The organism is Sporotomaculum syntrophicum, assembly GCF_009932395.1.
GTDB classification, from domain to species: Bacteria; Bacillota; Desulfotomaculia; order Desulfotomaculales; family Desulfallaceae; genus Sporotomaculum; species Sporotomaculum syntrophicum.
This window is the reverse complement of record NZ_LSRS01000007.1, coordinates 71416-91257: the sequence shown is the minus strand read 5'-3', so window position 1 is coordinate 91257 and position 19842 is coordinate 71416. Positions and strand designations below refer to the sequence as shown.

Here is a 19842-nt window from a genome sequence, read left to right as displayed (position 1 = left end):
GTGTCAGGTGGGCAGTTTGACTGGGGCGGTCGCCTCCCAAAGAGTAACGGAGGCGCCCAAAGGTTTCCTCAGCGCGGTTGGAAATCGCGCGCACAGAGTGTAAAGGCAGAAGGGAGCTTGACAGCGAGACACACAGGTCGAGCTGGGACGAAAGTCGGGCTTAGTGATCCGGCGGCAATCGAGTGGAAGAGCCGTCGCTCAACGGATAAAAGCTACCCCGGGGATAACAGGCTTATCTCCCCCAAGAGTCCACATCGACGGGGAGGTTTGGCACCTCGATGTCGGCTCATCGCATCCTGGGGCGGAAGTACGTCCCAAGGGTTGGGCTGTTCGCCCATTAAAGCGGTACGTGAGCTGGGTTCAGAACGTCGTGAGACAGTTCGGTCCCTATCCGTCGCAGGCGCAGGAGACTTGCGAGGAGCTGTCCCTAGTACGAGAGGACCGGGATGGACGGATCACTGGCGTACCAGTTATCGCGCCAGCGGTAGCGCTGGGTACCCATATCCGGTCGGGATAAGCGCTGAAGGCATCTAAGCGCGAAGCCCCCCTCTAGATAAGGTTTCCCATCCAGTTAAAATGGAGTAAGACCCCTGGTAGACTACCAGGTAGATAGGCCGGGCGTGCAAGCACAGCGATGTGTTCAGCGGACCGGTACTAATAGGTCGAGGACTTGACCTGATTATTCGGTAGTCGGTGATAGAATTACCTTAGCTAAACTACTACTTGCTTGGCTGTACAGTTTTGAGGGAACAACAAGTTAAACACAAGGTGCCTGGCACCGTTAAATTAACTTATTTACCTTATACAAATAGTATATATAGTTTTCCGGTGACCATACTGGAGAGGATACACCCGTTCCCATCCCGAACACGGAAGTTAAGCTCTTCGAGGCCGATGGTACTTGGGCTTGTCCCTGGGAGAGTAGGTAGTTGCCGGAATTAATTTTAATGAACCCCCTGGTTTTGTGCCGGGGGGGTTTGCTTTATGTAATTGTTAAACAGCTCTGGACTAGATCTGCTAGATACAGATAAAATATTGTTAGGATATATAGTTGTTAAATGTTTTGAGGTGTTTTAATGAGTAATATTAGAAAAACAATCAACGATGGAACTGACTATAACTTGGCTCAAGGCAAGAAGGCTAATAATGATAATATTGATGATGAATACTTTACTGAGGACTATGACGATCATATCGATTATATAGATAACGCTTTATTGGGTGATAATTATGCTGATAATGAAAGTAACAATGACAATGAAAACGAAGAAGATATCCAAAAGCCTAACCGAACCTCCTTGCCTCTGCGCATGATAGCTCTTGTTACAGCACTGGCGTTTTTAGGACTTGTGATGGTTACATCTTGGCCAGCTTTGCAAGAACCTCTGGGGGATCTGGTAGCGCAGTCGATGCAACTAGAGAAAGATATTGATATTCAGCGGCTACAAGCTGCAGTGGTTCAGATCAATGTATTAGCACGCAAGCAAGGGGCATTGGCTTCAGTAGAACAGAAATCAGGCACTGGTTTTAATATTGATACGCGCGGGATAATCGTGACTAACCATCATGTCATCGAAGATGCACTGAATATGGTTATCAGATTTCCGGATGGAGCAGTATATAAAGCGATTAATTGGGTCAGCAAGCCCGAATTTGATTTGGCCGTGATTACTTTACAGTCCGAAAAGCTGCCGGTTGTACCGTTAAATATCGAGGAACAACCAACTCATGGTGATAGAGTTAGGGTGGTGGGTAATCCGTTGGGAATGAACAATGTTGTAGTTGAGGGGCACGTGGAGCAGTATTTGATGGTTGGTGATAAGCCTGCTCAAGTATTTAGCATCAGTGCTCCTATATACCCGGGCAATAGCGGTAGTCCTGTCTTCGACAACAATGGTTGGGTGGTTGGTGTGGTGTTTGGGAATTTACAAAGACGGGTAGAAGGTGTGGATAAGGTTACAGGTTTGGCTATTCCTATCCAAGAGATACTCGATTTGCTTGAATAACATTTAATTATAATAAAGACCAAAATAACATAGCAATAATGCCAGTGTTGTTTTACCGTCTTGAAAGGAAAGATAAATTGTACCAGACTGTGGAATACCGGAACAATTTAATGAATCAGGATAATATAATAAAATGATGCAACAAACTCGACCTATTTTAAGTCAAGGTATAGCTCTTTTAAACTTTACCGGGTTTTATGTATGTTAAAAGCATAACGTTGTACTGTACAGTATTTGATTCGTATTATATAATAATTACTAGGGGGGATATTCTTGGGGAGTTGAAACATTATAAAATCGGTGACATCGCACAATTAGCGGGAGTAAGCAGACGAACTATCGACTATTATACCAAGTTGGGGTTGCTCCAACCCATTCGCTCAGAGAACAATTACCGTTACTATACCAAGCATACTCTAGCAAGGCTTAAAATGATCGAAACTCTTAAAGCACAGCGGTTTACCCTAAATGAAATTAGGGAACAAATAACCCTACTGGTTCAGGAGCAAGCTGTGCATTCGGATAGCCAGATTAGTATTGAACATATTCGTGAGCAATTGAAGCAGTTGGAAGAACAGCTTATTCGGCTGCAACCAGCAATTGCATCAGGTCTTGATTCCGGCCAGGTAGCGGTGTTATCCAAGCAAGTAATGGTAAGGGGAATGGCAATTATGAACGCGCTGATTATCTATATTAGCGAAATAAACGGACTTATATAACAAAACCCCAGCATATATCTAGATAATTATCTTCTCCCGTTGTATAGACGGAAAATTAAATTTAACGGAGGGATGCGAATGAATACAATAAAGGTTTCGTTATTAATGGGTGCACTTACTATTTTATTAGTGTTGATGGGTAATGCCTTATTTGGCCAGTCCGGCGCGATGATGTTTTTCTTAATTGCAATGGCTATGAACTTTTTCAGCTATTTTTACAGCGATTCAATAGCTATAAAAATGACCAACTCCTACCCTGTTTCCCAGAGCGAGGCACCAGAGCTTTATGAATTAGTAGCCAGGTTATCCAAGCGAGCTGGTCTTCCTATGCCTAAATTGTATGTAACTCCATCGGAACAACCTAACGCCTTTGCTACCGGACGCAATCCGTCTCATGCGGCCGTTGCTGTTACCGAAGGCTTAATGCGTATGTTGAACCGTTCTGAAGTAGAGGGCGTGTTAGCCCATGAGCTGGCTCATATTAAGAATAGAGATGTACTGTTGGGTACAATTGCGGCTGCACTGGCCGGTGCTATTACGATGATGGCTAACGCGTTTCAGTGGGCGGCCATATTCGGAATGGGTCGGAGCGAGGATGATGAAGGCGGAGCCGGTTTGATTGGTGGTTTGGTCATGGCAATTTTGGCACCTATTGCAGCCGCTATTGTTCAGATGGCTATTTCTCGCTCCAGGGAGTTTTCTGCGGATGCTACAGGGGCTCGCATTGCCGGCTCACCGGACGGATTGGCTAACGCCTTGCTAAAATTGGAATCTGCGGCGCAACATATTCCCATGCAGGCTAACCCCGTGACTTCTCACTTGTTCATTGTTAACCCATTCTCCGGGGCTAACTTGGCCAGACTGTTTAGTACTCACCCATCCACCCAAGACAGGGTAGCCAGATTAAAGGCGATGCGTTAATTTAATAAATGAGCCCGCTAAGTTGAGACGGTGTAAAAATAAATTTATTTATCCGGGGTACTGGCTTTATCAATAAGGCTGTGTACCTTTTTTTGCCTTTATGAATATAATTGATAAAATAGATGGGTATATTTAGCTCTTTCTTGCAATTATCGTTTAAATAGACTGTTAGGAGATAAATGTGGACTATAAAAGTATAGCTTTGGAACTCGTGGATCTCTATGGTTACTGGGCGCTTTTTTTTACTATGTTTATTGATACCCTTGGTATCCCCATGCCCTCAAAAACAATGCTTACCTTATCAGGTTATTTTTTACATATGGGCATTTTTAATTTTACTCAGATGTTTGCAGTGGCCATGGCCGGTTCACTGGGTGGGTTTGCCTCAGGGTACACTATTGGCCGAAAAATAGGGAAACCTTTTTTAGAAAAATTCGGTCCTTATGTACGTATTACACCCGAAAAAATCTCTGGACTCGAAAAATGGTTTGCTAAAAAAGGCATCTATGCTATTTTTATCGCTTATTTCTTACCTGTCGCTCGCAGTATTGTGCCTTACCTTGCAGGTATTAGTAAAATGGCCTTTCTACCAGCGATGAGCATGGCAGCGGTAGGAGCAACTTGCTGGATAATTACGCTAATAACATTTGGTTTGCTTATTGGACAAAATTGGACTAAATTGGAAAATTTGCTGATTGATTACTTTCCATACTTAATTGCCGGGGTAGTAATAGTAGCCGGGATAACTTTCTTTAGAAAACGAAACAATAAAAAGACAAGTAAGCAAGTTTAATGACAGTTTCAGGTTAATGCCTTTGTAAATTATAAACCCGGGAATCCTTTATTGTGAAAGACTGGTTATTGAAAATGAAAGTACTTTTATCTCGAACAAAAAACAACTTTGGAAGAATTGGGTTGGTACACTTTGCTTGATGTCTGGTCAATGTGTAATTGAAGCTATAATACTTATTTGTATATTTATTAAAAAAGGGTTTGAGTGAAGTTTATACTTCGCTCAAACCCTTGATATATCATAATTATTGGTGCCGAAGGCGGGAGTCGAACCCGCATGGGATAACCCGCACGATTTTGAGTCGTGTGCGTCTGCCAGTTCCGCCACTTCGGCATATTTATACTAAACTGAATGGAATCAAAAATATATCTTTTTCGCTGACCCGCATAAAAAATTGTAACATAGTCTAATTGACCTTGTCAACAGTGTTGTATTGCTAACTTATGCCGCTTCTAACGTATTTCATAACGAATCCGCAGTAGACCTGGCTTGAACCAAGATTACCTTTCCCCGAGCAGGTAACCATCTTTAAATACGGCAGGAAGTATGTTTAACGGTGTCGAAGAATTGAAAAGGAGGCGTATGCCCTGGTTTTTTTATTGGACAGGAGTGAATTTGAGTGCATCTTACCGACGAGGTGCTAGTTCAGAAAACTAAAAAAGGTGACCTGGATGCATTTGATGAACTGGTGCGTCGCTATGAAGGTAAGATATATGGTTTAGCTTACCGCTTTATGGGTAACCATGCTGATGCCAGTGACCTGGCCCAGGATACTTTTATACGTGTTTATCAGGCACTAACCGGGTTTCGGGGAGATGCAGCTTTTTCTACCTGGCTATATCGCATTGCGACTAATATTTGCCGGGACGAGTTACGGAAACGCCAGCGGAGACGCAGTGTTTCTATGGATGAAATGATTGATTTCTCACCAACCAATATGCCTGCCGCTGATGGCAGCTATTCTCCTGAGGAGATTGTACAGCGGCGAGAAATGCAGCGTCAGGTGCAGCTTTGTTTAAATGAGCTTTCGGATGATCACCGGTTAATTTTGATTTTGCGTGAAATACAAGGCTTGAGTTACGAGGAAATTGCTACTGCATTGCAGTGTTCTATAGGTACAGTGAAATCACGTATCAGCAGGGCTAGAAGTGCACTCAAGGATAGGATGAGTAAGCAAGGGGAACTTTTAGCGGTCAGCCAGCGTCTTATCACCGAAAGGGGGAAGAACAATGCAGTGTCGAAACATCTGTGAAATGTTGTCACCTTACATTGATGGCATGCTGGAATCTTCCCAGGTTGTTCAGGTGGAGGAACACATTGCTGGCTGCGCATCGTGCCGGCTGGAATATGAAAAGTTACGTGCTGCTGTGGAAATGGTCAGGGGGTTGCCGGAAGTGCTACCGCCCGCGGAATTTCACGATAATTTGCTTCAAAAACTGCAATCGTTGCCCACACCTTCTGTTGTTGGTAGCCAAACCAGCTTGATATACCGGCTGGCCTGGGGAAAATGGTCGAAAACACTGGCTGTCGCAGCGATACTATTTCTTTCCGTGGGTATAACAACTCTTTGGTATGATAAACATGATGGTTGGTTACCTGGTGCTGAGCAACAAAACGTTAGCAGTCAAAGCGTGGCTGACCGGGGGGAACTTGGTGATGACAAAGCGGTAATCGATGCTCGAGCTCAAGAGACCGTTCGAGAACAACATGTGCAAAAAGTTAAGCCAAACGAGTTAACAAGCTCGTCGAAGAAGACTGCCCAAGAGCCTAGACAGGAGATACTGAGCACTCCTAGTGTACCTGCACCTGAGAAACAACTTGCGTTAAGAGGGGCAGGCAACGCACCTACATCTGCTGTGGACGACGGTAACCCTGACGCTGATGCTGCCGGAGAAGAACTGGTGGCTGGTAATTATGCCGAGCCGGAGGGACAGTCAACTAGTGGTGGCGATTCCTTTTTTACTATGATGGCAGCACCCCGCGAAGATTTACAAGATGCCGCCGGTCAGGTAATAGAGAATAATAGTGTGCAGGCCAAGGGTTTTTCTCCCGACAGTGATTATACCGCTACGCTAATGGTAAACCCACAATCCAATGTGAAAGCTGATTGGAGTGCAACAGCAGGCAGGTATGGCGGCTTTGTTGAATCTGGGCCGCAGCAAACCGGGGGATACTGGGTGCTGCGTATCCCAATCGGTAACGTAGATGGTTTCTTAGCGGAATTAATTAATTTTGGGCAGGCGGAGATTCAATCAAACACCAGGGATGTAGCTGTGGATTTGCAGCAGGCTGAAGAACAGTTAAATCTGTTACTGGAACAGGAAAAAACATTGGTTGCGCAGCAGAGAACCGGGCAAGCGGTTAGCGAGAAAGCCGTTGAAAGTGAGTTGGCTGCTTTGCGCCAGCAAATAACTTTGCAGCAGCGAGCAGTTGCGGATCTGCAGATGAATAGTATTTTTGCCAAGATTAATCTTTATATAAAATAAGGATATAATAATGTTATTAATAAGAAAAGTCGAGATTTGCTGTAATTAATAGTTATACTATTGCTAGAATGGTAAATAACAGGTAAAATAGAAATAGTTTATGATTGAACGTCTAATAATAGTACTTCTTTATTGTTATAATAGTTTTAGAAGGGAGGTTGAAACAGTGCGTGAACAAGTGCAAGCTGCTCTAGATAAAGTGCGCCCTATGTTACAACGTGACGGCGGAGATGTTGAGTTGGTCGATGTTACACCCGATGGTGTGGTTCAAGTAAAACTGAAGGGTTCTTGCGGTGGGTGAGCAATGTCTACTTACACCCTTAAAATGGGTATTGAGCGGTCGCTCAAGCAAGAAATCCCAGAGGTTAAGGAAGTTATAGAGGTTAAGTAATTATTGATTACATTTAACTATATGTTTTAGTATCAAAACTATTAAATGACCACTTCTTGCCATGATGTTCTTGGTAGGAAGTGGTTTATATATTTATCATGATTAGCTTGCCGTTTGGCAGCTCCGGCTTACGAGTGTATTTTTCGAGTTGATACCGGCCGTATTGTTGTGGCAGGCGATCTTGCTTGTATATAGTAATTGACAAACACGCTAAATGGGAGATGGTTTTATTAATGGGTAAATGCAAGTTAGCCGTTTGCCAAATTAATGTCACCGCTGATAAAAGGTTTAATATTAATAATGCCAGGGATGTTGTTTTTCGGGCAGCAAGCCAAGGTGCGCAGATAGTGCTGCTGCCGGAAATGTTTAACTGCCCTTACGAGACAAGTTTATTCCCCGATTATGCCGAGTCTTACCCGGACGGGGAAACTGTGCAAATGTTGTCCCGGGTGGCCGCCGAGTTAGGGATTGTGTTGGTTGGCGGGTCGATACCTGAAAGGGATGGAGATATTGTTTACAATACTTGCTTTGTTTTTGGCCAACAGGGTGGTTTATTAGGGCGGCACCGCAAGATGCATCTGTTTGATGTGGATTTGCCAGACTTAAACGTGCAGGAATCCAGTACCCTGGGACCGGGCAGAGATTTCACCGTTGTCGATGCAGGTATATGTAAAATTGGTGTTATGATCTGCTTTGACGTGCGTTTTCCCGAATTAGCCCGCTTGCTGGCCTTGGCCGGCGTTGATATGCTTTTGATACCGGCAGCCTTTAATATGGTAACTGGTCCTGCTCACTGGGATTTAACCATGCGGATGCGTGCGGTGGATAACCAGGTTTATGTAGCGGCAGCTTCCCCTGCCCGTGATGAGCAGGCGGAATATGTGACCTATGGCCATTCAATGGTGGTGGACCCATGGGGTACTGTGGTAGCTCAGGCAGGTACCGGTGAAGAAATTATTGTGGCCGAAGTTAACCTGGAAACAATTCGCGAGGTGCGCGAACGCCTACCTCTATTAGCACAGCGGCGCACGGATCTATATGATTTATGTAAGAAATAGGCGGTTTTCAGTATCGCTTGGTTAGCGGCAGGAGACTGCCGCTTTTTGCATGTTAAAGGCTTGATGATTAAGGGTGGGCTGTGAGAGGTATGCTTGTATATGTTGGTGCAAAAAGGTAAAATTAAACGAAATGTTATTCAGCTATTCTAAGGAAAGGAACGGGAGTTACATATGTTAACTTGTGGTATTATCGGTTTGCCGATGGTTGGTAAAACCACTCTTTTTAACCTGGTTACACACTCGGAACTCGAAACCTCAAATTATCTAACTGGTAAAACTGAAATCAATGTGGCCATGGCCGAAGTACCCGATACAAGACTTGATTTTTTGATTAATCTGTATAAGCCCAAAAAGACCGCTTATGCGCAAATTCAATTTAGTGATGTGCCGGGGTTGGTGCGCGGGGCAAGCGAGGGTAAGGGTGTGGGCAACCGCTTTTTGGATGGCATCCGCAATGCAGATTTACTGGTGCACGTGGTACGTGCATTTAGCAACAAGGATGTTCCCCATGTGGATGGGGATATCGATCCTATACGGGATATCGAAACCGTTAACTTGGAATTGCTGCTAGCCGACATGGATTTGGTGGAAAAAAGAATCCAGCGCATTAAGGAAGGGAGAAAGATAAAAAAAGAGCAGCTCGAGGAACTGGATGTGCTGCGCAAGTGTCTGTCGGCTCTGGAAAACGAAGTGACCATACACAAGCTTGAGCTTTCCACGGCTGAGCGTGAGCTGCTGGTGAATTATAGCTTCTTAACTGATAAGCCCATGCTGCTGGTGGTTAATATCGATGAGGAGCAGCTCCGGAGTGGCAGTTACCCCGGGCGGGAAATGGTACGTGCCTTTGCCGCTAAGAAGGAAATTATTTTATTAGAAGTCAGCAGCTTGATTGAAATGGAAATCAGCGAGCTGCCTGAGGATGACCGGAGCGAGTTTATGGAAGACCTGGAGTTACAGCAATCAGGCATTGATCGGCTGACCCGGGCCGCTTATGATACCCTGGGGCTTATTTCTTTCTTTACCGTGGGCGAAGACGAGGTAAAGGCATGGACTATTCCAGCCGGGCTGAATGCTAAAAGCGCAGCCGGCAAGATTCACTCGGATTTGGAGCGCGGGTTTATCAGGGCAGAGGTGGTGGCCTACCACGATATGCATGAACTAGGCAGCATAAACAAAGTCAAGGAAAAAGGTTTGGCCCGGCTCGAGGGTAAGGATTACATAGTAAAAGACGGAGATATATTAAATATTAGATTTAACGTGTAATTAAATATGTATTAGAGCTACAAACCCCACCGGTTACTGATTATTAAGCGTGTCGGCGGGGTTTTATTTACCATTGTTTTCCTAATTTACGTGGTGTTATTAATAGTGTTTCAGTTGGATGTCTCCAACATGCTAGGTAACGCCACTGTATTTAGCAGGTTCGGTTGTTCTAGAGCAATCTTAGGACTAAAGGTTACCTGACGTTGATTGGCATCCCAGCTGATCTGCCACGCTGGCAGTGTTTTTTGCCAAAAGGACAGTGGAGCGTGGGTGGTACCCTGTACTATCTTAAGCTCAGGACAGGAAAATGTAATTTGCCCTGCTGTTACCTGTCTGCTTAAGGTTGAAACGGTGATTCGCTCTGTTCCTTTGGTAACCACGAGGTTGTGGTTAGTGTCACTCCAAGCAATAGTATAGCCCAGTGTTTCAAATATCATCCGCAGTGGTAACAGTGGTGCACCGTCCTGACTAGTACCTGCCGGTTCCTTAACTTCGATAGTATATGGGCTAAGTAGCACTGTCACCGGTAAAAGCTTAGGCTGTGGTTGGGGCTGCGCAGGCACCTGAGCTAAGCTGCTTCTGAAAATTTTCACTGGTGTCCCCACCGGTGTATGGTCGTATAGCCAGCAAGCATCCTGATTAAACATGCGTATGCAGCCTGCAGAGGCGTAGGTGCCTATAGAAGAAGGGTTATTTGTGCCGTGTATACCGTACAGACCACCACCACCAATGTTTAAGCCCATCCAGCGAGCGCCCAGAGGGTTTAGCGGGCTGCCCCCCGGAATCCCACCGTTACGACAATAGTAAGGGTTAACCACCTTCCGTATTATGGTAAAGTTACCTTCTGGAGTTAACGATATACTTTTTCCGGTGGCAACTGGAAAAGTCTTCAGCAATATTTCATCTTTGTAGTAATGCAGCTGGTTAGTTGACTTATCAATAACGATCCGTACCCCCGCCAGAGCTATTCCAGTTTGGAGTAAACAAAAACAAAGAGCCATCAAAAACAATAAGAGCTTTTTAGTCATTGGTTATTCCCCTTCCAAAATAGTGCTTATATATATTACGGGGGAAGATTATTATTGTTCACTCATAAATAAATACTATTAAATTATATACATGGAACAAACTGTTTATCAATACTTCATACTTTTGCCAGTTATTAACCTACATAAATTTACAGGAGGTACAAACAATAGCATAACGATTAATTCATTCCAAGGAGGTGAATTTAATGCATATGGGTAAACTTACTGAAATGGAAAGGCTGGCCATCGAGGAACAGCTGTGGTCGGAGGATATTTGTAGCAGGAAGGTACAGTTGTATATGAGTATCACGCGTGACCCGGCGGTTCAAGCTATATTACAGCAGATAGCCGAAAAAGGGCAGCGTCATTGTAGCATATTAAACGGTATGCTGCAGGAGGCAGGTATTGTTTCCGGTTTGACCCAAACACTAAAGGAGGAGGGATCATATAATGCAATTCAGTGACAGGGAAATAATGGCTGATGTATTTGTGAATACTAAATATGTATCCGCCAATTACCATAGGGCAGTTTTGGAGTCTGCCAATGACCGGGTTCGCGATACCTTGATACAACTTAATAATGAAGAGATCAATTTACAAAAACAAATTATTAATTTAATGCACGACCGCAACTGGTGTGAGGTACGCCCGGCTAATTCATCATCAGGCTTATGGCAAGCTAAGGGACAGGGCAGAGGTCCCGACGCTATGCACTACCAAATGCCGTATTAATGGGGTTGGGGTAAGCACGGAAAGTTCTGGAAAGGTCTTCATGCCTTGAGGCGCTTTCCGTGCTTTCAGATGTATACTTAAAATAAAGCTTTTTCGGCCAGAGTGGCATCCGTAAACCGGTTGGGTGAAAATGGTGTTGGGTCTAAAGGCGGTTGCTTTCCCAGTACCAGGCAGGCTGTGATCAAACCGATGGCCGGTGCGTGCATAAAACCATTGCCGCCAAAGCCGCCAACACAATAGAGATTTTTTATTTTGGTTTCCCCCAGGATGCCCAATCCATCAGGGGTCAGGGAGCGAATGCCGGTATATATGCGGGTGATTTGGGCATCTTCCAGAGCTGGCACCCGTTTGATGGCAGTGGCAATGAAATCCGTCAGTCGACTCCTATCGACCACTGTTTCAAGACCAGGAGCGATATCGCGATCGGTACCGCCTAGCAGCAGTACGCCGTTTTTTTCAACATGCAAGTAAAAGCCTGTGTCTAGGTCCACAAGTAGGGGAACCTGTGCTGGGATAATTGGCATGGGGGAGCATACATAAACCTGCCGTCGGTATGGGGCTACGGGCAGTTCGAGACCGGCCATTCGAGCCAGCAAATGCAGGTGGGGTCCGGCGGTATTGATTACCAATGTGGCGTTAATTTCATTGGGCTCAGTGGTTGGGCTGATTGGCCGATTTGTTGGCCTGAAAAGCACGCTGGTGACTTGGTTATTTTTAACGTTTATATCTGTCACTTCAGCGTTGCACAATACCTGTACGCCCAGTTTGCGGCATTGACGATAGTAACCTTCCATTACTCCGTAAGGGTCTGCATAGGCATCTAGGGCACAATAGCTACCTCCCAGCAGATCACTGGTTGAAATAAAAGGATAAGCGGTGTAGATTTCATCCCGGTTAAATAGTTGTGACGGTATCTCGAATGAATTTAATTGGTTATGTATTTCATGCAATTCTTGCCACCGCTCCTGACTGTTAGTTACAAAAAGGTAACCTCGCTGGCGAAAATAAATTGGGTAATGCATATCAGCGACAAAGCGTAGAAAGTAAGGGTAGCTTATTTGAGTTAATTGAATATTTATCGGGTTAGTAAACTGGTACCGGATACCTCCGGTGCACTGGGCTGTGGAGCCTGCACCGTGAAATTTTTCCTTTTCCAGGATCATGATGCGTAGTTTACTGTGTGCCTTAAGGGTACTATTTTGGCGCGCCAGGTGATAAGCAGTACTTAGGCCAATTACTCCTGCTCCGATAATAATTATATCTGTTTGCATGTTAACTAATCCCCCTGTTTATGCCGCATAAAGGTATAGCGGCTCGGTTTATTGTTTATTGGGCTATATCAAGTCATTAGTTGAATGAAAAAGTAAAAAGGTTTTATCATTAAAAGTGAAGAAGTATTTATTTGCAGGTATTGTACATCTAGTTTTATTGTTATGACAAGGGGGATTTGCCTTGCATATATACTCGACCGATGGAGAACAGATGAAATATATGCTGGTGGGGGCAGTCAACCTGCTGGCTTTAAATAAATCTGCGATTGATGCGCTAAATGTGTTTCCTGTACCTGATGGTGATACTGGCACTAACATGTACCTAACCCTGTTGGCCGGAGTTAAGCAAGCACGGCAGGTGGAGAACGGTAAAATAAGTGATGTTACCGCAGCAGTTGCTCAGGGCTGCTTGATGGGGGCTCGAGGCAATTCCGGGGTAATCTTATCACAGGTTTTCAGTGGTTTTGCTCAGGCACTGGAGGGCTATAGCAGTGCCGGTGCAGCAGATATAGCCAGGGCCTTTGCCTGTGGTGCCGGGAAGGCCTATCGGGCGGTGAGTAAACCAGTGGAAGGGACAATTCTTACGGTATGTCGTGAAACGGCGGTTGGTCTGGAAAAGGCTGCCGTTCGGAGTAAAGACCCGGTTCGGGTGTTCGTGCTGGGTTACCGGGCTGCCAGCCGGGCTCTAGCCCGTACACCTGAGCAGTTGCCGGTGCTGCAGGAGGCCGGGGTGGTTGACGCCGGCGGCAAAGGTTTAGTGGTGATACTGGAGGGTATCATCCAGGCCCTTAAAGATGCGGCATCCCGGCGTAACATTGAACTGTTTGACCTGGCGGCCAGTCAGCAGAAGGAATTTATTGGCAGCCGGGCTTTGGATATCACTGCGGACATTGAATTCACTTACTGCACTGAATTTATCCTGATGGGACATAATATACCGATGGATACCTTGCGTCAGGAACTGACCCCTTATGGTGATTGTCTGCTGGTTGTGGGGGATGACCGGGCTGCTAAAGTTCATATTCACTCTAACCACCCCGGACTGGTGCTGGAATGCGGACTTAAGTACGGTGCAATGCAGTCTGTACAAATCAGTAATATGGAAGAACAAAACCACCATAGCACCGGCATTTCTGAAGTTAAACCGTTGGGAGTAATAGCTGTTGGGGCTGGTGAAGGTATTGCTACAATATTACAAAGCATGGGCGTAGATATAGTTATTGAAGGAGGTCAGACCATGAACCCCTCGGCGGAACAGCTGTTGGCCGGGGTGAATAGTATCGGCGCACAGTCTGTTTTACTGTTGCCGAACAACAAAAACATATTGCTATCTGCCCGGCAGGTAGTGAATTTGACTGATAAAAAAGTACATGTCGTGCCCGCGCTTACTATACCCCAGGCTATTGCGGCGCTGCTTGCTTATAATCCTTATGCATCAGCAGCGGAAAATGTGGCTAAAATGGAGAGTTCTCTGGGAGAAGTTAGGACAGGCGAGGTGACTATGGCTGTGCGGGATGCTGTTATTGAAGGGAAAATTATCACTAAAGGTGATTATATCGGCATGGCGGACGACCGACTGGTAGCGGTTAACCATCGCCTGGATGCTTTGCTGTCTGATTTGTTGCAGGAGATGGTTGATGAAAATACCGGCCTGGTTACCTTTTATTATGGGGCCGGCATGACCGGTGTCGTAGCCCAGGAGGTAACCGGGAGGCTGCAAGAAGAATTTAAAGGGCTTGACTTTGAGCTGCATTATGGTGGTCAGCCCTTATATCAGTTCATTATTTCTGTAGAATAAACTATCAATTAACTATAATATTAAGGAAGGTGTTTTTGTGATGGCTAAAGTCCGCATCGTAACTGACAGTACGGCGGATTTGCCGCAAGAACTGGTTAATAAACATAATATAACGGTAGTGCCTCTGAAGGTATATTTTGGTGTACAGTGTTACATTGATGGTGTTGACCTGTCGGCACCTGAATTTTACAGTCGTTTGGTAGCCAGCAAGGATTTGCCTACCACCTCACAGCCCTCGCCTACTGAATTTGTAACCTATTATCGCCCGTTGGTTGACCAGGGTGAGGATATCGTATCTATTCATATATCCGCAGCGCTGAGCGGTACTCTGCAGTCCGCCCAGCTTGCAAAAACCATGTTAAATTACAGTGGGCTGGAGATTGTTGACTCTCGTGCTGTTAGCGTGGTGTTGGGTATGCTGGTGCTGGCAGCAGCGAGGGCTGCCGAAGCCGGGCGTTCCCGGGCGGAAGTGGTGGCCTTGGTGCAGGATATTATCGCTGCTCACCGGGTATATTTTATGGTGGATACCCTGGAATACCTGCAGCGCGGTGGGCGAATCGGTAAAGCTAAGGCTTTCTTGGGAACGATACTTAATGTCAAGCCGGTATGTACCATTATAGATGGGGTGATCAATCCCTATGAGAAGGTACGGGGCCGCAATAAAGCAGTTAGCCGGTTGGTGCAGTTGCTGGCTGAACAGTACAGAGATACTGGTCCGCTGTTCTGTTTTATGGCCCACGGCAACGATCCCGGGGGGATGCAATTTTTGGATGGCGTAGTGCGGGAAAAGCTTGACTGTCGGGAAATTTTATCCAGTCAGATGGGATCGGTAGTGGGTACTCACGCCGGTCCGGGTATTCTGGGCATAGTGGTTTGCCCATATAAATATATGCATGTGTAAGCAAAGGGGTATGACCAGTGCAAAAAAACCGGTGATTGAGGCGTGTGCATTAGTTAAAAAATATTGAAGCATAACTGCAAGTGACGGGATTAATTTTCAGGTGATCTGAAGAGTACAAAAAAAGCAGGGTCCCTCTTGCTATAAGAGGGACCCTGCTAATCTGGTTGCGGGAGAAGGATTTGAACCTTCGACCTTCGGGTTATGAGCCCGACGAGCTGCCAGCTGCTCCATCCCGCGATAACCTATTAAATATACCACAAATATGAGATTTGTTAAAGGTAAAAGCTAATCACCATTGGTTTTCTTAGTTAACATAAATATTGCTATCTTAAGTTAATTAATTCATTGACCTTGACGCAGCGTTAAGGTGTATGTTTATCTTGTCGGGGGATGATGAATATGGAGTATACCGTGCAAGGATTAGCCAAATTAGCGGGAATTAGCGCCAGGACTTTGAGGTATTATGATGAAATCGGACTTTTAAAACCAGCCAGGATTAATGCATCTGGTTACCGCATTTATGGTCAAAAGGAAATTGAACGTTTACAGCAGATCCTTTTTTATCGAGAGCTTGGCGTTGGTTTGGAGAAAATTAGTAATATTGTTGGCGCTCCAGATTTCAGTCAGGTTAAAGCATTGCGGGAGCATCGTGAACAACTGCTCAAAAAGAGGAAACAATTAAATGTGTTAATTGCTAATGTCGATAAAACACTTGCTTGGGCAGAAGGGAGGATTTCCATGACGGACAAAGAAAAATTCGAGGGCTTTAAACAGCAAATGCTTGATGATAACGAAAAAAAATATGGCCAGGAAATTAGAGCGAAGTATGGTGATGAACAGGTAAATAAATCCTACCAAAAATTAAAAAACATGACTGAGGAGCAGTTTGCTGAGGTGGAAAAACTAGGTTCTAGCGTGCTGGCTGCACTTAAATCAGCATTAGCTACCGGTGACCCGGCTGGTGAGCTTGCCCAGCAAACTGCTGATTTGCATCGGCAGTGGCTGAGTTATTATTGGGATAGTTATACTAAAGAAGCACACGCCGGTGTTGCTCAGATGTATGTGGATGATGAAAGATTTACAGCTTATTATGATAGAATACAGCCAGGTGCAGCAGCATTTTTGAGGGACGCTGTATTTATCTACACCGGGGTGAATAAGTAAAGTGAAAGCCATCAGCGGTGCTAAACTTTTGTGAAAATAGGTAGTCGATTGGCCTGCCTATTTTATATTCATGATGTAACTGGACATCAACCAGAAATGGCTGAAGCTTCCAGCCAAAATAAACACATGAAAAATCTCATGAAAGCCAAACCAGCCTGGGATAATGTTGGGCGGCCACTTGGTACCGTAAAAAATCGCTCCGATAGTGTAAAAAAGTCCACCCAGTGCCAGCCAGGCAATCCCGCCCAGCGAAACAGCTTGAAGTAATGGCCAAAAAGCAAAAACAATGAGCCACCCCATAAAAACGTACAATAATGTTGAGAACCATCGTGGAGCGTCCATCCAGAATATTTTGATTAAAATGCCTGCAACGGCTAGCACCCAAACGCCGGCTAAAAAAGAATAGCCCCAGATCCCCTGCAGGGCGATTAAACAAACAGGTGTATAAGTACCAGCAATTAAAACAAAGATCATCATATGGTCTATGCGCCGCAAAAAGAACACACCCTTTTCAGATAAAGGGAGCAGGTGGTATAAAGCGCTGGTGGTATATAGCAGGACCAAACTGGCACCAAATATAGAAAATGCAACAACATGCGATATATCTCCTTTCAATACCGATTTATAGACTAGTGCCACCAGTGCTACAACTGATAAAATTGCACCTGCTAAATGGGACAAACCACTGAAAGGATCTCTAAATTTAATTATCAACGCCGTCCACCTCGTAGAATATTTTCTAAAGCTTGTTCTTATTGAAGCATAAATATTCTAAAGATTGCCAAGCATATGCCTATTATAGTAAAGATGCCAGCAAGGTGCAATAACAGTAGCTAAGCACACGGAGCATTAGCTAATGATCTGCATGTTTCCTTTAAGCCAAATCATATGGAGTAATTTGACAGGTTGCGTGGTTATTTAAGAAAACGGAAGTTAGATTTAGGCTTTCCGATTTTCAGTACCTGTGATATGCTTTAAGTTGTGCACGGACATGGCAAAGCCCGTAGAGGGATAGACATTTTACTTTCCTGTTATGGTGATGAAACTGATTTGACAGCGGTTTAAAAACCTGATTGGCAGCAAACTGGTGCCAAGACCGCTGTCAATATATAAAGTAGTGTGGCCAATATGATAAATACCTTTGTCGTAAGCAGGCAAAAAGCCCTGGCCTGAAGCAACTATAGCTCCTATGAAGGGTAAGCGTACCTGGCCTCCATGAGTGTGGCCGCATAACACTAGGTCTGCTTTGGAAACGACTGGCGTTTTAATAACAGCCGGTGCATGACTCAGCAGCACAGTAAACTGTTCTGTATCGATATCTTGAGTAGCCCTGTCTAAGTTGGTGTGTTTCTTGCCGGGATAATCGATGCCATAAATATTTATGGCAAGGCGGTCAGTGGACCAGACTACGTGTTCATTTTTTAAAACCCGAACCCCGCGGTTAGTCAGCCCGCTTAATAATTGTGGAGTCCTGCGGTTAGCAATTTCATGGTTGCCAATTACAAAATATGTGTGCGGGTTTATTTGGACAAGTTCCCGGGCTAAGGAAAATACGTTAGCAAAATTAGTGGTTTTTCGGTCGACAAAATCCCCTGTAATAACAATTAGGTCAGGATTTAATTGTTTGATCTGCGCAAGTAATTTTATGTGCTGGTTAGTTGGATGCCAGTTGTGAAAATCCGATATTTGTAAGATGGAGATTTTAGTTTCGGACGGTATTTTTGAGGAGTCTATATCTACCCGTTTAATTTTTGGGCAGTTTACCTGGAAGTAAATGTACGCAAGTAACAAACCGCTGATGATCATGCCGAATGCCGCTAATCTTATTACCCATTCGAACAATGCTTGGACAGACAAAATATTTTCCCTCCAATTTAGTCAACTCTCTATCTGGTGCTGTTTACTACTCAAAGTATATGATAAGTTATGGGAAAAGTTCTTTATCAAGAGGGTAATAATTATGATGGTGCTAATGCAAACTGCGGAATAATTGCCAAATAAAAGCTGGAATAACTTAAAGCTGTCAATGAGTTGTGCATAGATAAATTGTCTGCATCATTTATTAACAAGTTGACTTTGCTAATATTCTGGCTATTTTGCTAGAAGAGTCTTTTCTTCTTGTTTTTAAGTTTAACAAATTATGTAAAGAAATATTTAATATGGCGTGTATTGCAGATTATATTATAATAGATTACGATAAACTATATATATAAGGAATTTATAATGGCATATTTATGTAATTAAATTCTCTTATAAAATCTGGTGGATTATAAGTAGCTTATTCATTGGTGATATAGCTATACATTTTTGTTAGGGCAAAAGAAGGGAGTAGTAGATTTTGCAATTACCAGAGCTAAAAATTGGCCATTTAAGGCCTAAATATCCAATTGTCCAGGGGGGGATGGCGGTACGGGTGTCTACCGCCCCGTTAGCCGCTGCTGTTGCCAACGCCGGCGGTATTGGTGTTATTGCGGCTACCGTAATGAGCACTGATCAGTTGAGGGAGGAAATCAGGCAGGCCCGTCGTTTGTCCTCGGGGATTATAGGAATTAATATCATGTTTGCTGTGCGGGAGTTTGCCACCCAGGTATACACGGCTTTGGAAGAAAAAATAGATGTGGTGTTTACAGGCGCTGGTTTTTCCCGGGATATATTCGGTTGGGGGCGGGAGGCCGGGGTGCCTATAGTTTCTATTGTCTCTTCAGGTAAACTGGCTGCAATTGCCCAAAAGTGCGGCGCAGCAGCGGTGGTAGCTGAAGGCACCGAAGCCGGCGGACACTTGGGCACTCAGCGTTCGATAAGCGATATATTACCGGAGATTAGAAAGGTTGTAAAAATTCCAGTAATTGCCGCGGGCGGTATCGTGGACGGTTTTGGGGCAGCCCGCATGTTTAAGTTGGGTGCCAACGGTGTGCAAATGGCCACCCGGTTTGTGCTCAGTGAGGAATGTACCGTGGCTGATGCCTTTAAGGAAATGTATCTCAAGGCCAGTCCTGAAGATGTAGTGCAAATAGAAAGTCCTGTAGGTATGCCCGGGCGGGCACTGCGTAACAAGTTTGTTGATTTGCTGCTGCAGGATAAACAGCCCAAGCCGGAAAATTGCTACAAATGCCTCAAGGAATGTTCAAAGAAGTACTGCATCATGGATGCTTTGGAGAATTCACGTACAGGGCAGGTAGACAAAGGTGTTGTTTTTTGTGGGAAAAACGTGGCTCAAATCAAAGAAATATTACCGGTACAAGAAATATTTAGGCGCATTTTTGATGAGGTTGCTTCAGTTGATTAAAACTACCATTATATTTGTCTGTAGC

19 protein-coding genes, 2 tRNA genes and 2 rRNA genes are annotated in these 19842 nt (G+C 44.6%); 17 read left to right on the top strand and 6 right to left on the bottom strand.

What is annotated here, in order from left to right:
- From SPSYN_RS13750 to SPSYN_RS13725, 6 genes are all read left to right on the top strand, one after another.
- Nucleotides 1–678 (top strand): 23S ribosomal RNA (locus SPSYN_RS13750); the annotation flags it as partial.
- Nucleotides 679–824: 146 nt separating this feature from the next.
- Nucleotides 825–938 (top strand): 5S ribosomal RNA (gene rrf, locus SPSYN_RS13745).
- Between the two features lie 138 nt (nucleotides 939–1076).
- Nucleotides 1077–2006 carry a S1C family serine protease gene (locus SPSYN_RS13740; protein WP_161823064.1) on the top strand — a complete coding sequence of 310 codons (930 nt, stop codon included), beginning with the start codon at nucleotides 1077–1079 and terminating at the stop codon, nucleotides 2004–2006.
- Between the two features lie 281 nt (nucleotides 2007–2287).
- Complete coding sequence (locus SPSYN_RS13735; RefSeq protein WP_161823063.1) at nucleotides 2288–2725, top strand: MerR family transcriptional regulator; 438 nt, start codon at nucleotides 2288–2290, stop codon at nucleotides 2723–2725.
- Nucleotides 2726–2803: 78 nt separating this feature from the next.
- Nucleotides 2804–3646: a zinc metalloprotease HtpX gene (locus tag SPSYN_RS13730; protein ID WP_161823062.1), complete on the top strand. Its 843-nt coding sequence runs from the start codon at nucleotides 2804–2806 to the stop codon at nucleotides 3644–3646.
- Between the two features lie 181 nt (nucleotides 3647–3827).
- On the top strand, nucleotides 3828–4439 hold the full coding sequence (locus SPSYN_RS13725) for a DedA family protein (protein ID WP_161823061.1): 612 nt from the start codon (nucleotides 3828–3830) through the stop codon (nucleotides 4437–4439).
- A gap of 248 nt (nucleotides 4440–4687) precedes the next feature.
- Here the strand turns inward: SPSYN_RS13725 and SPSYN_RS13720 are convergent.
- Nucleotides 4688–4772: transfer RNA gene (locus tag SPSYN_RS13720), tRNA-Leu, on the bottom strand.
- A 286-nt stretch (nucleotides 4773–5058) separates the two neighbouring features.
- Here SPSYN_RS13720 and SPSYN_RS13715 point away from each other — a divergent pair.
- The 5 genes from SPSYN_RS13715 (at nucleotide 5059) to ychF (ending at nucleotide 9637) form a co-directional block, all read left to right on the top strand.
- The gene (locus tag SPSYN_RS13715) at nucleotides 5059–5691 is read left to right on the top strand and encodes an RNA polymerase sigma factor (protein ID WP_161823060.1); all 633 of its coding nucleotides are present in this window, start codon (nucleotides 5059–5061) and stop codon (nucleotides 5689–5691) included.
- Nucleotides 5669–6925: a zf-HC2 domain-containing protein gene (locus SPSYN_RS13710; protein WP_161823059.1), complete on the top strand. Its 1257-nt coding sequence runs from the start codon at nucleotides 5669–5671 to the stop codon at nucleotides 6923–6925. The genes SPSYN_RS13715 and SPSYN_RS13710 overlap by 23 nt, the downstream gene beginning before the upstream one ends.
- 166 nt (nucleotides 6926–7091) lie before the next feature.
- Entirely contained in the window at nucleotides 7092–7316 is a 225-nt protein-coding gene (locus tag SPSYN_RS13705; protein ID WP_161823058.1) for a NifU family protein, read from the top strand.
- 185 nt (nucleotides 7317–7501) lie between these two features.
- A complete protein-coding gene (locus SPSYN_RS13700) occupies nucleotides 7502–8374 on the top strand; it encodes a carbon-nitrogen hydrolase family protein (RefSeq protein ID WP_341478892.1) in 873 nt (290 codons plus the stop codon).
- A 171-nt stretch (nucleotides 8375–8545) separates the two neighbouring features.
- Complete coding sequence (ychF, locus tag SPSYN_RS13695; protein WP_161823057.1) at nucleotides 8546–9637, top strand: redox-regulated ATPase YchF; 1092 nt, start codon at nucleotides 8546–8548, stop codon at nucleotides 9635–9637.
- Nucleotides 9638–9747: 110 nt separating this feature from the next.
- On the opposite strand, the gene SPSYN_RS13690 is transcribed toward ychF, so the two are convergent.
- Nucleotides 9748–10665 carry a L,D-transpeptidase family protein gene (locus SPSYN_RS13690; RefSeq protein WP_161823056.1) on the bottom strand — a complete coding sequence of 306 codons (918 nt, stop codon included), beginning with the start codon at nucleotides 10663–10665 and terminating at the stop codon, nucleotides 9748–9750.
- A 206-nt stretch (nucleotides 10666–10871) separates the two neighbouring features.
- On the opposite strand from SPSYN_RS13690, the gene SPSYN_RS13685 reads away from it, so the two are divergent.
- Together SPSYN_RS13685 and SPSYN_RS13680 are read left to right on the top strand one after the other, a co-directional pair.
- Nucleotides 10872–11129 carry a hypothetical protein gene (locus SPSYN_RS13685; protein WP_161823055.1) on the top strand — a complete coding sequence of 86 codons (258 nt, stop codon included), beginning with the start codon at nucleotides 10872–10874 and terminating at the stop codon, nucleotides 11127–11129.
- Nucleotides 11116–11397, top strand: a complete 282-nt coding sequence (locus SPSYN_RS13680; protein WP_161823054.1) for a spore coat protein — start codon at nucleotides 11116–11118, stop codon at nucleotides 11395–11397. The genes SPSYN_RS13685 and SPSYN_RS13680 overlap by 14 nt, the downstream gene beginning before the upstream one ends.
- A 77-nt stretch (nucleotides 11398–11474) precedes the next feature.
- Here SPSYN_RS13680 and SPSYN_RS13675 read toward each other — a convergent pair whose 3' ends face one another.
- Nucleotides 11475–12668, bottom strand: coding sequence for an NAD(P)/FAD-dependent oxidoreductase (locus SPSYN_RS13675; protein ID WP_161823053.1), 1194 nt, complete (start codon nucleotides 12666–12668; stop codon nucleotides 11475–11477).
- 181 nt (nucleotides 12669–12849) lie between these two features.
- Between SPSYN_RS13675 and SPSYN_RS13670 the strand changes: the two genes are divergently transcribed.
- Nucleotides 12850–14466, top strand: a complete 1617-nt coding sequence (locus tag SPSYN_RS13670) for a DAK2 domain-containing protein (RefSeq protein ID WP_161823052.1) — start codon at nucleotides 12850–12852, stop codon at nucleotides 14464–14466.
- A 40-nt stretch (nucleotides 14467–14506) separates the two neighbouring features.
- Nucleotides 14507–15367 (top strand): DegV family protein, encoded by an 861-nt coding sequence (locus tag SPSYN_RS13665; protein ID WP_161823051.1) that lies wholly within the window; start codon nucleotides 14507–14509, stop codon nucleotides 15365–15367.
- Between the two features lie 161 nt (nucleotides 15368–15528).
- On the opposite strand, the gene SPSYN_RS13660 is transcribed toward SPSYN_RS13665, so the two are convergent.
- A tRNA-Met gene (locus SPSYN_RS13660) sits at nucleotides 15529–15604 on the bottom strand.
- Between the two features lie 162 nt (nucleotides 15605–15766).
- Between SPSYN_RS13660 and SPSYN_RS13655 the strand changes: the two genes are divergently transcribed.
- Nucleotides 15767–16531: a MerR family transcriptional regulator gene (locus SPSYN_RS13655; RefSeq protein WP_161823050.1), complete on the top strand. Its 765-nt coding sequence runs from the start codon at nucleotides 15767–15769 to the stop codon at nucleotides 16529–16531.
- A 57-nt stretch (nucleotides 16532–16588) separates the two neighbouring features.
- Here the strand turns inward: SPSYN_RS13655 and trhA are convergent, their stop codons facing one another.
- Together trhA and SPSYN_RS13645 are read right to left on the bottom strand one after the other, a co-directional pair.
- On the bottom strand, nucleotides 16589–17245 hold the full coding sequence (gene trhA, locus SPSYN_RS13650; protein WP_202623840.1) for a PAQR family membrane homeostasis protein TrhA: 657 nt from the start codon (nucleotides 17243–17245) through the stop codon (nucleotides 16589–16591).
- A 306-nt stretch (nucleotides 17246–17551) separates the two neighbouring features.
- Complete coding sequence (locus SPSYN_RS13645) at nucleotides 17552–18388, bottom strand: metallophosphoesterase (RefSeq protein ID WP_161823049.1); 837 nt, start codon at nucleotides 18386–18388, stop codon at nucleotides 17552–17554.
- 481 nt (nucleotides 18389–18869) lie between these two features.
- Here SPSYN_RS13645 and SPSYN_RS13640 point away from each other — a divergent pair, with 481 nt between their 5' ends.
- The gene (locus tag SPSYN_RS13640) at nucleotides 18870–19817 is read left to right on the top strand and encodes an NAD(P)H-dependent flavin oxidoreductase (RefSeq protein WP_161823048.1); all 948 of its coding nucleotides are present in this window, start codon (nucleotides 18870–18872) and stop codon (nucleotides 19815–19817) included.
- Nucleotides 19818–19842 lie beyond the last annotated feature (25 nt).

Bases quoted from the DNA above. Each gene is read 5' to 3' on its own strand.
- SPSYN_RS13740 (WP_161823064.1), top strand. From the start codon at position 1,077: ATGAGTAATATTAGAAAAACAATCAACGATGGAACTGACTATAACTTG.
- SPSYN_RS13730 (WP_161823062.1), top strand. From the start codon at position 2,804: ATGAATACAATAAAGGTTTCGTTATTAATGGGTGCACTTACTATTTTA.
- SPSYN_RS13710 (WP_161823059.1), top strand. From the start codon at position 5,669: ATGCAGTGTCGAAACATCTGTGAAATGTTGTCACCTTACATTGATGGC.
- ychF (WP_161823057.1), top strand. From the start codon at position 8,546: ATGTTAACTTGTGGTATTATCGGTTTGCCGATGGTTGGTAAAACCACT.
- SPSYN_RS13690 (WP_161823056.1), bottom strand. From the start codon at position 10,665: ATGACTAAAAAGCTCTTATTGTTTTTGATGGCTCTTTGTTTTTGTTTA.
- SPSYN_RS13685 (WP_161823055.1), top strand. From the start codon at position 10,872: ATGCATATGGGTAAACTTACTGAAATGGAAAGGCTGGCCATCGAGGAA.
- SPSYN_RS13680 (WP_161823054.1), top strand. From the start codon at position 11,116: ATGCAATTCAGTGACAGGGAAATAATGGCTGATGTATTTGTGAATACT.
- SPSYN_RS13675 (WP_161823053.1), bottom strand. From the start codon at position 12,668: ATGCAAACAGATATAATTATTATCGGAGCAGGAGTAATTGGCCTAAGT.
- SPSYN_RS13665 (WP_161823051.1), top strand. From the start codon at position 14,507: ATGGCTAAAGTCCGCATCGTAACTGACAGTACGGCGGATTTGCCGCAA.
- SPSYN_RS13655 (WP_161823050.1), top strand. From the start codon at position 15,767: ATGGAGTATACCGTGCAAGGATTAGCCAAATTAGCGGGAATTAGCGCC.